The organism is bacterium, from assembly GCA_035528375.1.
GTDB lineage: Bacteria > RBG-13-66-14 > RBG-13-66-14 > RBG-13-66-14 > RBG-13-66-14 > RBG-13-66-14.
The window spans coordinates 17,115-31,745 of sequence record DATKYS010000136.1 but is presented as its reverse complement, the minus strand read 5'-3'; the positions used below and the strand labels follow the sequence as shown (position 1 = coordinate 31,745).

Here is a 14,631-nt window from a genome sequence, read left to right as displayed (position 1 = left end):
GCATATACTACTTCGCCCTTCTCGGGGCTCATCAGGTGATAGACGGGGTCGTAGTCCAGGTCCACGTTGAAGTACCAGTCCATCTCCTCGGCCCAGTACTCCTCATCTTCGCCATCAATAGATTTCACGCGCCAGTAGATGGTATCCCCGTCCTCGATGCCGCTCGGTATCGTATACTTCGATTCGTGGAGGCCGGTCACTTCATTATAGCTGTTGAAGTCGGGGTCGGTCCCCCACCACAAAGTGTAACCGGTGAGGTCGGGGTTGTCGTCGTCGGACCAGTCCAGGGTTGGGGTGAGCGTGGTGACGACCTCCCCCCGCTCCGGGCTTAACAGGAGGAAGAAGATCTCGTACCAGGCGTACTTTAAATCATTTTGTATTTCGTATAAGTAGCTGATGTGAGGCTGGTTTAGGGAATCAACCGCAATTGAAGAATATTTGCCGCAACCGTAATTCGTATCAACGATATCAGTTTGCCACTCAACGCCATTCCAATGGGCGCATTTCAATCGCGAAATATCATACGCCAGATTGGAAATGTAGGGTCTATCGAGGGTGTCCAAAGCGATAGAGGTATACCCCCCCGCATCACCTTCGGCGTCGGCTGTTTCAATCCTCCACTGGACGCCGTCCCAACGGGCGTACTTCAAGTCCGTGGTCGAACCGTCAAAGTATCTATAGGATATATGCGGCCTGTCTTGGGAATCAATTGCGATAGAAGAATAGGGACCTACCTGACCCTCCGCATCCACGGTTTCTATGCGCCACTCGGAACCGTTGAAGTATGCGTATTTGAGGTCTTTATTATCGAAATCGTAATAAGAGATGTGGGGACGGTCGTAACCGTCGAGCTCGAGCGAAAGCTCTTTGCCTACGTCCCCCTCGGAGTCCACCGTTTCAATTCTCCATTGATAACCGTCCCAGAAGATACACTTCAGGTCGCGCTCAATGTAGTTACGGTAAGATATATAAGGTTTATCATGCGAATCCAGGGCAAGAGAAAGATATGCGCCCATGCCTTCTTCGGAAGCAATCGTCTCAAAATGCCAGCTCGTATCCACCAGGTATGCGTATATAATAGAATCATTGTCATCGGTGAATATAATATGCGGGTTGCCTTCCCGGTCCAATGCAAGTGAATTATTAGAATAACACAGTTTACCGGATATTATAGTTTCAATATTCCACATATAATTATCCCATGAAGCATATTTTAAAGCGTTATCATAGTCGTCAAAGTATAAAATACGGGGCCTGTCCCCGCTATCCAAAGCGATGGTAGTTTCGAGGTTGACCTGGCTTTCGGAGTCCACAAACTCCGTGTGCCACACGCCGGCCGAGGAGGCGGACGCCAGGAACAGGAGGATTACCGTTGAGCGGAGCGCTTTCATGACACAACCACCCTTCTTACTCTTCCTTGACGTAGCTAATTTAGCCCGAAAATAACCGGGTGTCAAGGGCTAGTAGAATATTTTTGCAAGAAAGTCACATTTAACCCGGGTCTTGACAGCCGCGAATCAGGACGACGATCAAAAAAGGCGGGGTTGACCCCGCCTTCGTATTAACGCTGTTCACGCTTCACTCGTACCGCAGGGCGTCTATGGGGTCCAGGCGGGAGGCTAGAACACCTCCTCGAGCCAGATTATCTGGTCGCGGCGCTGGCCCACACTTATCGCCACCACGGGCACCCCGCAACCCTCCTCGATGAAGCGCAGGTACTCCTGGGCTTTTTTCGGCAGATCGTCCCAGGAGGTGATACCCGAGGTGTCGGTTTTCCAGCCGGGGAGGGTCTCGTAAACCGGCTCCGCCTCGGCGAGGAGCGAAACGGGGAGCGGCATCTCGCCAAAAGTTTTGCCGCGGAGCTCGTACGCCGTGCAGACCGGTATTTCTTCGAGCTCGTCCAGAACGTCGAGCTTGGAGACCACGGCGCCATGTAGGCCGTTGACCCGGGCGGCCAGGCGCAGCGGGACGAGGTCCAGCCAGCCGCAGCGCCGGGGTCGGCCCGTGGAGCGGCCGTACTCGTAGCCCCGCTCGCGCAGGTAATCGCCGGTGGCGTTGACCAGCTCGGTGGGGAAGGGGCCCTCGCCCACGCGGGTTAGGTAGGCCTTGACCACGCCCAGGGCGTAGCCGAGCTTGTCCAGACCCACGCCGGAGCCGATGGCGGCGAAGGGGGCCACCGGGTTGGAGCTGGTGACGAAGGGGTAGGTGCCGAAGTCCACGTCCAAAAGACTCCCCTGGGCGCCCTCGAAGAGGACGTTCTTCCCACGGGCGATGTAGCCGTTGATCAGGAGCGACGTGTCCACGATGAAGGGGGTCAGGCGCTTCCCCTCTTCGGTCAGTTGTGCGTAAACCTCGTCTATCGCCGGGTAGTCGCCGGAGCCGGTCCAGCGGGCGCGGTAGGCGTAGGCCGCCTCGAGCTTCGCCCGGAGGTCGCGGGCGTCCAGGAGGTCCTCGACGCGGACGCCGTAACGGGCGTACTTGTCGCAGTAGGCGGGGCCGATGCCGCGGCGGGTGGTGCCGATGGGTGTGGCGGTGGAATCCTCGAGGGCGCCGTCGGCCGCCTTGTGGTGGGGCAGCACCAGATGGGCGAAGCCGGAGACGAAGAGCCGGTCGGCGAGGTCTATCCCCCGCCGCCTGAGGTCGTCGTACTCTTCCAGGAGCAATCCGGCGTCCACCACGCAGCCGTTGCCGATGACGCAGGCCGCCCCCTCCCGCACCGCCCCCGAGGGGACGAGGTGCAGCACGTATTCCTCCCGGGCGACGACGATGGTGTGGCCGGCGTTGGCCCCGCCGTTGAAGCGGACCACCATGTCGGCCCGGGCCGACAGGCAGTCCACCACCTTCCCCTTGCCCTCGTCGCCCCACTGGGCGCCTACGACTACGATAGTGGACATGTTCACCTCGGTGACCGGTCGTTGGTCCGTTTTTTGCCCGCCCTATTACACCCGGTTGGGTGTTGGGCGCAAAACCGCATTATCCTACCACGAAGCCCCCGGCGGGGCAAGGGTGGATTGACTCCGACCGCATCTGGTTAAAATTGCGCGACTTGGCTTCCCGTCGGACTTCTGGCCCCGAACGTGTTATAATATGTACAAGTTGCTGGGCTGATGTGAGTCCCTCCGATGTGTTCAAAATGAAGCTATCCGCGACAGCCGGGTGGGCACTGTTTTTGTGTACCGTTTTCACGGTGCCGGCGTCCGCGCGCGTCGAAACGGAGGAGTTCTACGACCGGGGGCTCTTCGGCGTCACCGAGCTTTTAGCCACCCCCGAGGCGCTTTTAGACACCGACTCCGAGGCGCTCTTCCTCCTGGGTTCGGCGGAGCTGGCCGAGGGCTCCCCCGAGCTGGCCACACACCACCTCGAGCTGTTGATTCTCAACGACCCCACCGATCGCCACCTGGAGCAGTCGCTCTTTTCGGTGGGGCAGGGCTACCGCGCCACGGGCCGTCACGCGCGGGCCGCGGCGAGCTTCCGCGGTGTCACGCGCGTCACCACCGACGCAAAGACGCACCGGCTCTCCCTCTACTATCTGGGTGACAGCCTCTACGCCCTGGGTGACTACCCAGCGGCGCTCCGGGCCTACCGGGAAATCGAACGCGAGTACGAGCCGTCGTGGAGGCTCTACTTCGCCCTGGCCCAGACCCAGCTCCAACTGGAGGATACGGTCGGGGCCGATGTGAGTCTGGATCGAGCCGGCGAGCTCTGCGACGAACCCGCCTGGCGGGGACAGATTCGCTACTGGCAGGGCCGCACCCTCGTCGCTCTCGGAGACTACGCCGGGGCGGCGGCGGCTTTCAACCGGTCCCTCGCCGATTCGCCCCACGGCCTGGAGGCGGAGGTTCTCTACGAGCGCGGGCTGGTCCTCTGCGCCCTGGGCGAGTACGCCGAGGCCGCTGACAACCTCCACGACGCCCTGGGCTGGAAGGAGTTCGAGCCTGAGAGAGACGCCGTCGCCCGCTACTACCTGGGCTACGCCTCGTACGAGGCCGGCGAGTACGCCGCCGCGGAGGCCGTGGCCGCCGGTCTCGCGGGCGACCCCCGCTGGGGTGAGGCGGCCAGGTGGCTTCTGGCCGAGGCCGCATACGCCGGGGGGGATTACACGGTGGGGGCCGACACCTTCGCCCGCATCGCCGGGAACGGCGGGGAGGGGGCCGACACCGCCCGGTTCAAGGCCGGTCTGTGCCTCTACCGCCAGCGGGACTACGCCGCCGCCGAGGGGTGCTTCGCCGCCCTGGGCGGGACGGAGCTCGCCGGGATGTCCGCGTACTGGCACGGGATGGCGGTGCTGCGTCAGGGACGCGCCGCGGAGGCCGCCCTTCTCCTGGAGACCGTCGCCTCCGGTGACGGCGGTCTGGCCGACGACGCCCTGTTGGAGCTGGCCCGGATGGATTTCCGCTCGGGTGACGACGCCCGGACCATCGAGCGGTTCGGTGAGTTCCTCGAGCGCTTCCCCGACAACGACCTCGCCCCGCTGGCCCTGTACGGGCGGGCGCAGGCTTACGTCAGGTCGGGTGAGCACGAACGGGGGCAGCGGGACTACGCCCAGCTCGTCCGGCTCTACCCCGACGACGAGCTGGCCGACGACGCCCTGTATCTGGTGGCCCACGCCTACTTCGAGATCGGCCGCTACGCCGAGGCGCTCCCCGAGTTCGACCGCCTCCTCGCGGACTACCCCGACTCGGGCTACTACGACTACGCCCGCCTGCGCATCGCCGACTGCCGCTACGGTCTGGGGGAATACGACCGGGCCTACATCCTCTACTCCAACCTCGCAGCGGAGAGCCGGATAACCGAGGTGGTGGACGACGCGGTATACGGCGTGGAGCTGGCCGCCTGGCGGAGGGGGAGGTATCCCGACGTGGCGGCGGCGACGGAGGCCTACCTGGCCCACCGACCCCAGAGCTACCTGGCCCCGGAGCTCACACTGATGCTGGCCCGGCACCGCCGGGATTCGGGGGACATCGAGGGCGCCATCGGATTCTACGGGAGCATCCTCTCGGACTACGGCGAATCCCCCGAGGTGACCGGGGCCACGCGGGAGCTGGCCCGGTGTTACCGCAAGACCGGCGAGCTGGACGAGGCCCTCGCCCTCCTGCTCGAGGCGCTGTCCGACGTCACTTCCGACTCGGTCCGCGCCGGGCTCCACTTCGAGATCGCCCAGATCGCCCGGGAGCTCGGCGACTACGACCGCGCCATCCTCCACTACTCGAGCGTCGTCAACGGCTACCCCGGGAGCTCGAGCTACGTCCCGGCCCTCTACGAGCTGGCCTCCTGCTACAAGGAGATACGCTTCCTCTCATCGGCCCGCGACATTCTGGACCGGCTACTGGCCCTCGATTCGGCTGACGGATACCGGGACCGGGCCTACCTCCTGCGCGCATTCGTCGAGCAGATGGACGGCCGCGAGGCAAGGGCCATCGAGTACTACCGGTTGGCCGCGGTGAGCTCCAACCCCGAGGTTTCCGTCCAGGCCTCATTCTGGCTGGGCGAGTGCTACTTCGGGGTCGGGCAGCTCGATGACGCGCTCTCCACCTTCCAGCGGGTCATAGACGACTACTCGGACCGTTACCCCTCCTACGCCGCGCGCGCCCTGCTCCGCCGGGGGCAGATCTACGAGCGCCGGCACCAGCCGGTCGCCGCCCGGCGGCAGTACGTTCTTTTGACACGCGGCGATTTCCCCCTGAGCTACCGCCAGGAAGCCGAGACCCGCCTCGCGCGGCTGCGGTGACCCGCCATCTTATCGCTCTGTGCATCCTCCTGACGCTCCCCGCCGTCGCCCTCACACGTTCCGAGGAGGCGGCCCTCGCGGAGACCGAGGAGCTTCTGGGCGAGCAGGGTTCCCCGGACCCCCGCACCGAAGCCCTGGCGCGTCGGGTGCTCATCGCCGGGGAGCGGTTCACCGACAGTCCCGGCGCCCTCGAGACCGATCCCGTCGGGGAGGCGCTCCACCCCGAGCCGCGCACCCAGTTCTTCCGCTTCGACGGCTCCATGGACTGGAACGCCAACGGCAAGGCGGGCGTCCTCCACGCCCTGGAGCTGGGGCGTTTCGCCTACTCCCTCGCCGGGGCATACGACGTCCGGGACCGCCGGGCGGGGATGAGGGAGGCGATAGAGGGCCGGCTGTCCGCCGGTTGGTTGGACCCCCGGGGTCACCGGCTGATCCTCCGATCGGACTACGACCGCTGGAGTCACGCCCTGGGGGAGGGCTACCAGGAGCAGAACGCCTGGACGACGTCCCTCCTCGGCGTCTGGCGGCCCGAGGATGAGATAACGGCCTTCGCCGAGGCCGGGGTGGGCTCCCTCGAACAGCGCGGCCCGGAGGGGTTCGATGTCCTGGACGCGCACACCGCCATGGGCGCCAGGCTCTTAATCGGCTCCAGCGATTTCATCGCCGCCGATCTCGCCTACCGCTACTCCGATGCCGCCAACTCGCGGCACAGTGCGCGCCTCTACATATCCAACACCTTCACCGCCGACAGGGTCCTCTTCGTCTCCACCGGGGTGGGGATGACCTTCGCCGGGGAGCCGATTTTAGAGTACGGCGGCGCGGTGCGTCTCCTCTTCGGCCCCCTCTCCCTCGTCAGCCTGGTCGGACGGCGGAGGGCCGAAACCCCCGAGCCCGACCGGTGGTGGCTGCGCATCGAGGGGCTGAACCGGCCGGAACCGATGGAAGAACGCGTTACCGAGGACTACTACCTCGAGTATTCCCTGCACCTGTCCGAATCCTCGGTGGCCGGCGTGCGGGGCGGGTACCGCCGGGTCGTCAACCCCCCCGAGTACGCCCTCGACCCGGAGGGCGGCATCGCCTTCGCCAACGGACCGGTGCGGGAGCTGCTCGTCTTCGATGCTTACTGCGATTATCGGCTTCCCGCCGATTTCTGCCGGGGTAGGCTGCGTGTGGACTACGAGCTGGCCGACGCCACGCCGCCCTGGGGACCGGCGGATGCGGCGCCGCCGCCCCACTTCGCCCTGCACAGCCTGGGCCTCGGTCTGGAGTTCTTCCCGCTGGACTGGCTGACGGGCTCGATCGCCCTCGGGTACACGAGTCGGCGCCGGGACGGTCTCGGCGGGGAGCTGCCCGGGGCGGTGGACCTCGGCCTGGAGATCGCCTGCAGCGTGAGCGAGGTGGCCCGTCTGACCCTGACCGGGACGAACCTTCTGGACCAGCCGCTCTTCACCTACGCCGACGCCCCGAGGGATCCGCCGGCGCTGGGGCTGGGGTTGACGCTCGCCTGGTAGCTTGCCCCAGTCCGGAAGAGGTGGTATAGTTTTTGGGGGAGGGGGATCCACCGGGGATGGCATGAGCGAAAAATCCCGCGTGAACATGCGCGCCATCGGCCGTTCTATCTGGAATTTTCTGGGGTCGGTGCGCGTTTTCTTTTGGCTGGTCGTGGCGCTGGCCCTGTTGAGCCTTTCGGGGGCCTTCATCCTCCAGGACGGCCCGCCCTGGGCCTACACGACCCTCTACGGCGAGGGCGGCGCCGGCTTCATCTTCGCCCTGGGCTTAAACGACCTCTTCCACACCTTCTCGTTCATCGCCCTGGAAGCCTGGGCGGCCCTTGCTCTGTGCGTCTGCGCGGTAAACCGTTTTCGCACCCTCGGCGGACGCAGGTCCGAGGACGGTCCCGGCTTCACCGCCCAGCGGACACTGAACCTCCCCGGCGAGCCGCGGCAGTACCTTCCGGGAATCGGTGGACGTCTGAAACGCGCCCGCTGGCGGGTGAAGAACTTCGATGGGGGGGCCCTCTACGCCGACCAGGGGAGGTGGGCCTGGTGGGCCTCGCCGACGCTGCACCTCGGGCTCGTCCTTTTCCTCGCGGCCGGGCTGGTGAAACTCGTCTCCGGCCAGAGTACCTACCTGGTCCTCTTCGAGGGCCAGACCCAGCTCCTCCCCCCGCGCTTCGGCGAGCCGCTCGCGGCCGAACTCGAGGTCACCGCCACCGGCTTCGACACCGTGGTGGACCCCAACTCCTCCCGGGTGCTCACCTACTACACCGAGCTGTCGGTTGACGGCCCCGGAGGGCGGGAGACCCCCCGCATCGAGGTCAACGAGCCTTACACCAGGGTCGGCGTGACCTTCTACCAGAGCTTCGTGGACGAGCTGGAACCGGCGCTCCTTCTCATCGGCGATCGTGGGGACATCGCTTCCTACGCACGGAGTCGGGCGACTTACGACGGCGCGCGCCTCGTCATCGAATCGCTGGAGCTCCGCCTGACGCCCCTGGAGGGGGAGGAAGCCGCTCAAGGGACCGGCTTCGTCACGCTGGACCTCTCCGACGAGCCGTCCCCCTGCCCCGGCACGCCCTGGTCCGTGGCGGTGCGCGGCTACTACCCGAATCACCTTCTCGAACCGGAGACGGGGGCGGATGCGAACGCCAATCCCGAGGCGAATCCGGCGGTGCGGCTGGACGTCTACCTCGGGGACGAGCCGGTGGCGGAGGGCGCGCTGGTTTACCGGTTGCACCCCGAGTACCTCGACCCGAAGCTGGCCGCCGCCGGGGTGAGGGTCGAGCTGGGCAGCGTCCGCTGGAGCCACCGGCAGGAACCCACGCTGCCCGGGGGCGTTCTCGCCCTCCGGCTCTTCCCCGGAGAGCCGTCCGAGGGTCTGGAAGGGGCCTGGTTCAGCCTGCCCGACGGGAACCCCGCCCTCCTCGAGGTGGCCCCCCCCCGCGGGTTGAAGCTGACCACCCCGGAGGGGGAGCTGATTCTCCCCGCGCCCGTGACCGCCGACGGGGGGAACATCTTCGATCTGGGGGTCGGGCTCGCCGTCGGTTACCTGAACGCGGACGCGGAGCCGATAACGGGGCTGGAGGTCAAGCGCGACCCGGGGCTCTTCCTCTTCTGGGCGGCGGCGGTCCTCGTCGTTCTGGGCGGCTGCCTGGTGTTCGCCGTGCCCTGGCGCCGCCTCTGGTTGCGCGTGGAGGACAGGACCCTGGCGCTCAAGACCCGCCGCCTGCCCGAGAGTGACCTGCGTAAGTTGCTCAACCCGGAGGGGGGTGGTCCGTTGTGAGGCGGCTCCTCCCCATCATCCTCCTGGTAGCGACCGTGTCCGCCATGCCGCCCGGCGACACGCCCCGCCTGCCGGACCGCGACCCCGGCGCCGACAGCCCCCGTCTCTGGCTCGAAGTCTCCCTGCCCCCCGAGCTCGAGGAGCTGGGCCTCAAGGCCACCGGCAACGAGGAGGTCTTCCTCTCCTTCGCCTTGTACGTGCAGGGGCTGCTCCTCGATGGGTGCACCCCGGACCACCCGGCGGCGGAGCTCGACGCGGTGCGCCTGACCATCTGGTTCCTGACCGGCGGCGCCGACTCCGAGCCGGTGTTTCATCTTTCATCGCTCCCGGACCTGGACGCCCGGACCGCCGACCGGGTGGGGGGACTGGAGCTCTCCGGTTTCGGGGGCTTCGTCAGCCCGGTGGAGGCCCAGGGGGTTCTCGACGCGCTCGGGGGGCTCGCCGCGACCTCCGATGACGACGCCCTGCGCGGGTACGTCCGCGACCTGCGCCGGCGGATCGGCGGGCTGGCCGAATCGGCGACCCTGATCCAGCTCTACTGGCTCGCCCCGATCTCGACCCACGACTACGTCTGGTTCAATCTGGAGAGTGGGGCCGACGCGGCGCTCATGGACGCCTCCCGATCCTCCCTCGAGGAGGCCGTCTCGTCGGGGGACGAGGAGTATGCGCGGGCGGTGGACACGGCCCAGGCGAACCTGGACGATCAGGCCGCCCTCTACGGTCTGGCTCGGGAGATTGGCGCGGCGGCGCGAACCGGGGACCCGGGGCTGACCCGGGAGGCCCTGGATGCTTTCACGGCCAGGCTGGAGCAGGCCAACGCCTGGCGCGGCGGTTACCCCGACGGGGATTACCGTGCCATCTACGCCACCTTCCACCGGCTGCCGCTCTACGACTGGGCGCACTACGCCTACGCCTTCGCCGCCCTGTTGTTCGTCCTGGCCCTCATCATCAAGCGGCCGCGCATCGCCTGGCTGGGGATTGGCGCGGTGGGACTGGGGTTCGTGGCGCACACCGTCTATCTGGTCCTGCGCTGGTTCATCGCCGGGCACTCCCCCACCTCGGGCATGTTCGAGTTCCTGGCCCTTCTGTCCTGGTGCCTGGTCGGGGCGTTCATGATCTACGCCCTCCGGCGCGACGCCCACTACGCCGGCCTGGGAGTCATGACCCTGGTCTTCGGCCTGCTGGCGCTCACCTCCATCACCGGGGAGCGGATCGTCCAGCAGCTCATGCCGGCGCTGAAGTCCGTCTGGATGACCATCCACGTCGGGCTGACGGCCGTGGGCGAGGGATTCCTGGGGATGGGCTTCTTCTTCGCCATTTTGTACCTCGTCAAGTCGTACACCGCCAACCCCGAGCTGCCGGGGCGCCTGCCACCCCTCGGAGTCCTCGAGGAGCGGACGTACCGCAGCCTCCTGGCCGCCTTCCCCTTCTACACCGCGGGGGGGCTGGTGGCGGGGATGATCTGGGCCGAGGAGGCCTGGGGCGCCTGGTGGAGCTGGGACCCCAAGGAGACGCTTGCACTAGTGGTCTGGCTCGTCCTGGTCCTCTTCCTCCACGGGCGGCTGGTGAAGGGCTGGAAGGGCAGGCCCATGGCGTGGCTGGCGCTGGCCCCCTTCCTGGCGGCGGTCTTCAACCTCTTGAGCAACCTCTTCATCAGCGGTTTGCACTCCTACGCCTGAGCGCCGCCGGCGGACGTCCGTCTTTGGTACAATAGCCGGGCAGGGGTGGACGGTCATTTTTTAACTCGGGGATAGGACATGGCATTTCGGTATTCGACGATCACCTTTCTAGTGCTTCTATCAGCCGTCCCGGCGGTCCTCGGGGCGACGCCCCTGGGCGTGGACGGGGCGGTGGAGCTGGCGCTGACCGCCGACCGGCGGGTGTCCGAGGCCGAATCCTCCTACGAGGCGGCCGAGGCGGCGACCCTCGCCGCCTGGGGGGCCTACATGCCGCTCATCGGCTTTTCGAGCGGTTACTCGCGGAACTGGACCGGGCCGAGCACCATGTCCTTCTCCAACGATGACCTGGGGCTGGACTACGATCTCCAGATTCCGGAGTCGGTGGACAACAGCCTGAGCATGGGCGCCAACGCCACCCTCTACCTCTTCCGGGGGGGCGAGAATTACGGTGGAATCGCCGCCGCCGACCACGCCCGGGCCGCGGCCGCCGCCAACGTGGACGCCGTCAGGGCCCAGGTGGCCTACGACGCCCGCGGCGCCTACGTGGGCCTCTACCGGGCCGAGGCGCTCCTGGCCTCCGCCGAGCGCTCGCTGGATTCGGCCGAGGAGCAGCTCCGCTTCTCCCAAGCCCTGGCGGAGGTGGGTTCCATCTCCGACGCCGACGCGCTGAAGGCCCAGGCCGCCGCCGACGCCGCCGCCCTGCGGGTCATCGAGGCCCGCAACGCCGCCCGCGTGGCCGCCGCCAACCTGGCTTTCATCTGCGGCCTGGAAGTTTCCGCGGAAATAGAGATAACCGAGACCCTGGAGGTGTCACCCCGCGTGGGGAGCCTCGAGGAGGCGCTGGAGCTGTCCCGGAGCGGCTCGCCCGAGCTGCGTCTGGCCGAGGAGGGCGCGGCCGAGGCCGCGGCACGCGCCGAAACCGCGTCGTCCAACTACTGGCCCCAACTCGCCCTCCGGGGCGCCTATTCCTGGTCCGAAGACACGCCGCTCCCCGAGGACCCCTTCGACGAGAACTACAACTACTCCCTCGGGGCGTACCTGACCTGGACGCCCTTCGACAACTTCGCCACGGAGGCCCGGCGGGCCACGGCAAGGCTGGGCGACCTCCGGGCCCGCCTGGTGCGGCGCGACACGGAACGACAGATGGAGCTGCAGCTCCGGCTGGCCCTGCTGGAGATCGAGGCCGGCCGGGAGAGCGTCGGGGTGGCGGGAACGAGCTACGAGCGGGCGAATAGCGACCTGGGACTGGCCCAACGCAAGCTCGAGCTGGGTTCCGGGACGGTGCTGGCCGCCCTCGAGGCCGAGGCCAACCTCTCCGCCGCCGAGACCGCCCTGACCGACGCCCGGGCGGGCTACGCCCTGGCCTGCTACAATCTGGACCGCCTCCTGGGCGTGGCCCCCTGAACGTCCGGGGCCGGTCGGGGGTAGGGGGTAAAGGGGCATCTACCGCTGGTCCGCAACCGGGGTGAGGTGGGGAGGCGTGGATTGGTAAGGGGCATCTACCGGTCGGGTCCGCGTCCGGGGATTACCGGGGGCGAGTTCCTGGAAGCGGCGGCGAGAAGTGCCTGGTGGGCCGTTGTCGAAGCGTCGTCCCGGTCGGCCGGGGTCGGGTAATTGAAACGATGCGTCCGCCCGGACCGGTTCCGGTAACTCGTTGAAATAAAACCACCCTTTCCTTCGCCGGGCGTCACGGAAAAATATGACCGCGACTTACCGCGACAGACTGCTGCAGGCCATCGGGGAGAAGGGGAGCCGCGTCTGCGTGGGGCTCGACCCCCGCTACGACCGTCTCCCCGAGGAGCTCCGCCGGTCCGTCGAGGAAAGGACCGGGGATGCTCCCGCCATCGTCCGGGCCGAGGCCTACCGCCTCTTCTGCCGCGGGATAATCGAGGCGGTCGCCCCCCACGCCGCGGCGGTCAAGCCGCAGCTCGCCTTCTTCGAGGAGGCCGGTCCCGCCGCCCTGGCCGCACTCGTGGACGTGATTCACCACGCCCGGAGGCAGGGGCTCCTGGTCATCGCCGACGCCAAGCGCGGTGACATCGGCTCCACCGCCCGGGCCTACGCCGGCGCCTTCCTCGGCCCCGAGGCCCCCTGGCCCGTGGACGCCCTGACCGTCAACCCCTACCTGGGGTCCGACGCCGTGGAACCGTTCCTGAAAGAGGCGGCCGCCGGAGGGAGGGGGGTTTACCTCCTCGTGCGCACCAGCAACCCCGGGGCGCGCGATTTGCAAGACCTGGAGCTCAAAACCGGCGAGCCGGTCTGGCGCGGCGTCGCCGGGTTGATTGCCCGCTGGAGCGCACAGTACCCCGGGACCGCGGGAGCGGTCTTCGGCGCCACCTACCCCGACGAACTGAGGGCGGGGGCGGAGCTCCTCCCCGACACGCCGCTCCTGTTGCCGGGTTACGGGGCCCAGGGGGCGGGAGCCGCTGACGTCGCCTTCGCCCTCACCGGGGCGAACCTCGTCAACTCCAGTCGGGGCATCATCTTCGCCTTCGAGAAGACCGGGGGCGACTGGCGCGAGGCCGCCGCCGAGGCGGCCCGGACGATGAGAGACGAACTGAACCCCGCTTCGGGTTCCATTTGACAAACCGCCAAGCCTACTCGGCGGACGGAGGATCAATGCGAGCGACCATCTTCCTGGCCCTCCTGTGCGTGACCCTCGCCCCGGCGGGGGAGCCCGACCTCTCGGCGGATTTTTACGCCTTTTTCGGCTCGGACTTCACCCGGGGCCAGTTGGATTACGCCGACTACGCGGGCGACGGCGACGGCCTCTACTTCGGCAACCTCAACCTCCGGCCGTCCCTGGTCTGGGAGGACCTGGGCAACCTGCGGGCCGTCCTGGCCGTGGATCTGGACGACGTCGCCGACCCCAAAGTGGACCTGGCGCTCTACGAGGTGACCGCCGGGGTGGAGCTGCCGCTGGTGGGCGAACTGCGGGCCGGGGCCCTTTACATCGCCCTCGGCGACGGCGGGCGGTACAACGCCGAGCTCGGCGGACTCTATCCCGTGCCGCGCATCTACGGCGCCCGACCGATGGGGTTGAGCCTGGGCCGCGACTTCGGTGGTCTCTACTACCGCTTCTCCGCCGGGGTGGGTCGGACGGACGAGTCCTCCGACGACTCCCTCTTCGCCCTGACGCTGGGTTACGCCGACGAGGCGGTGGACGTGGCGCTCCACGTCGCGGCAGACTCCAAGCCCTACGACGTGCGCAACCTCTTCTTCGCCCAGTACGTCTCCCGGGCCCCCGGTGTGCGCACGAACTACAAGCCCGGCACCTGGGGCAACATACGCGAGCCGCAGCTCGAAGACGTGCCGATGACCCGCCACGACCCCCTCCAGACCCTGGCGCTGGGGATGACCCTGGACGGGGGAAACGGGGAGGAGCTAGGGTACCACCTTACCCTGGCCTACGCCGCCTACGCCGACGAGGATCCGTCGCTCTCCTCGGCCAACCTGACCGGCGGGAGCCACCTCTTCCTCTACCCCGAGCTCATCTTCCGCGCCGGCTGGTTCGAGGCCTACGTGGCCGGTCTGGTGGATTACTGGAAGTCCAACGACACCGACGGCATGGACGTCTTGGATGCCTACGGCACCGGGGAGCTCATCTCCTCGACCCTGGCCTACGAGGTTTACGCCGAGGGCGATTTCCAGGTCACGGACAACCTGCGGCTCGCCCTGGGCGGCGGCTACACCGAGCCCTCCACCTCGGGGCAGAACATCTCCGAAACCCCGGGCGACGACACCCTTGACGTCTCCATCTTCGCCACACCCCGTGTGATCTGGACCGTGGAATCGGACCCGGCCGAGCTCGAGTTCACCCTGGGCGGGTTGTACCGGCAGTGGGCGGTGGCGCTCTACGACGTCACCGGCGGCGAGGCGGACGAGAGCCGGGAGATAACCGGCTGGCTCCGGGTCACGGCGAGCTTCTGACCCGAAGGGAAC

General features: G+C 67.2%; 9 protein-coding genes. 7 read left to right on the top strand and 2 right to left on the bottom strand.

Annotated features, from left to right (window positions below; genetic code table 11):
* Together VM054_11080 and VM054_11075 are read right to left on the bottom strand one after the other, a co-directional pair.
* The coding region (locus tag VM054_11080; GenBank protein HUT99601.1) for a hypothetical protein at positions 1–1,391 on the bottom strand (1,391 nt) is incomplete at its 3' end.
* A gap of 228 nt (positions 1,392–1,619) precedes the next feature.
* Positions 1,620–2,894 carry an adenylosuccinate synthase gene (locus VM054_11075; GenBank protein HUT99600.1) on the bottom strand — a complete coding sequence of 425 codons (1,275 nt, stop codon included), beginning with the start codon at positions 2,892–2,894 and terminating at the stop codon, positions 1,620–1,622.
* A gap of 275 nt (positions 2,895–3,169) precedes the next feature.
* Here VM054_11075 and VM054_11070 point away from each other — a divergent pair, with 275 nt between their 5' ends.
* From VM054_11070 to VM054_11040, 7 genes are all read left to right on the top strand, one after another.
* Positions 3,170–5,728 (top strand): tetratricopeptide repeat protein, encoded by a 2,559-nt coding sequence (locus VM054_11070; GenBank protein HUT99599.1) that lies wholly within the window; start codon positions 3,170–3,172, stop codon positions 5,726–5,728.
* Positions 5,725–7,239 (top strand): hypothetical protein, encoded by a 1,515-nt coding sequence (locus tag VM054_11065; GenBank protein HUT99598.1) that lies wholly within the window; start codon positions 5,725–5,727, stop codon positions 7,237–7,239. The genes VM054_11070 and VM054_11065 overlap by 4 nt, the downstream gene beginning before the upstream one ends.
* Positions 7,240–7,300: 61 nt before the next feature.
* The gene (locus VM054_11060) at positions 7,301–9,010 is read left to right on the top strand and encodes a cytochrome c biogenesis protein ResB (GenBank protein HUT99597.1); all 1,710 of its coding nucleotides are present in this window, start codon (positions 7,301–7,303) and stop codon (positions 9,008–9,010) included.
* A complete protein-coding gene (ccsB, locus tag VM054_11055) occupies positions 9,007–10,689 on the top strand; it encodes a c-type cytochrome biogenesis protein CcsB (protein HUT99596.1) in 1,683 nt (560 codons plus the stop codon). Before VM054_11060 ends, ccsB begins: the two co-directional genes overlap by 4 nt.
* 78 nt (positions 10,690–10,767) lie before the next feature.
* Complete coding sequence (locus tag VM054_11050; GenBank protein HUT99595.1) at positions 10,768–12,093, top strand: TolC family protein; 1,326 nt, start codon at positions 10,768–10,770, stop codon at positions 12,091–12,093.
* A gap of 295 nt (positions 12,094–12,388) precedes the next feature.
* On the top strand, positions 12,389–13,273 hold the full coding sequence (pyrF, locus tag VM054_11045; protein ID HUT99594.1) for an orotidine-5'-phosphate decarboxylase: 885 nt from the start codon (positions 12,389–12,391) through the stop codon (positions 13,271–13,273).
* 35 nt (positions 13,274–13,308) lie between these two features.
* Positions 13,309–14,619, top strand: a complete 1,311-nt coding sequence (locus VM054_11040) for a hypothetical protein (protein HUT99593.1) — start codon at positions 13,309–13,311, stop codon at positions 14,617–14,619.
* Positions 14,620–14,631: the final 12 nt, after the last annotated feature.

What these genes read in the sequence shown, in the direction of transcription:
- VM054_11075 (HUT99600.1), bottom strand. Translation starts at nt 2,894, where the DNA reads ATGTCCACTATCGTAGTCGTAGGCGCCCAGTGGGGCGACGAGGGCAAG.
- VM054_11060 (HUT99597.1), top strand. Translation starts at nt 7,301, where the DNA reads ATGAGCGAAAAATCCCGCGTGAACATGCGCGCCATCGGCCGTTCTATC.
- VM054_11050 (HUT99595.1), top strand. Translation starts at nt 10,768, where the DNA reads ATGGCATTTCGGTATTCGACGATCACCTTTCTAGTGCTTCTATCAGCC.
- pyrF (HUT99594.1), top strand. Translation starts at nt 12,389, where the DNA reads ATGACCGCGACTTACCGCGACAGACTGCTGCAGGCCATCGGGGAGAAG.
- VM054_11040 (HUT99593.1), top strand. Translation starts at nt 13,309, where the DNA reads ATGCGAGCGACCATCTTCCTGGCCCTCCTGTGCGTGACCCTCGCCCCG.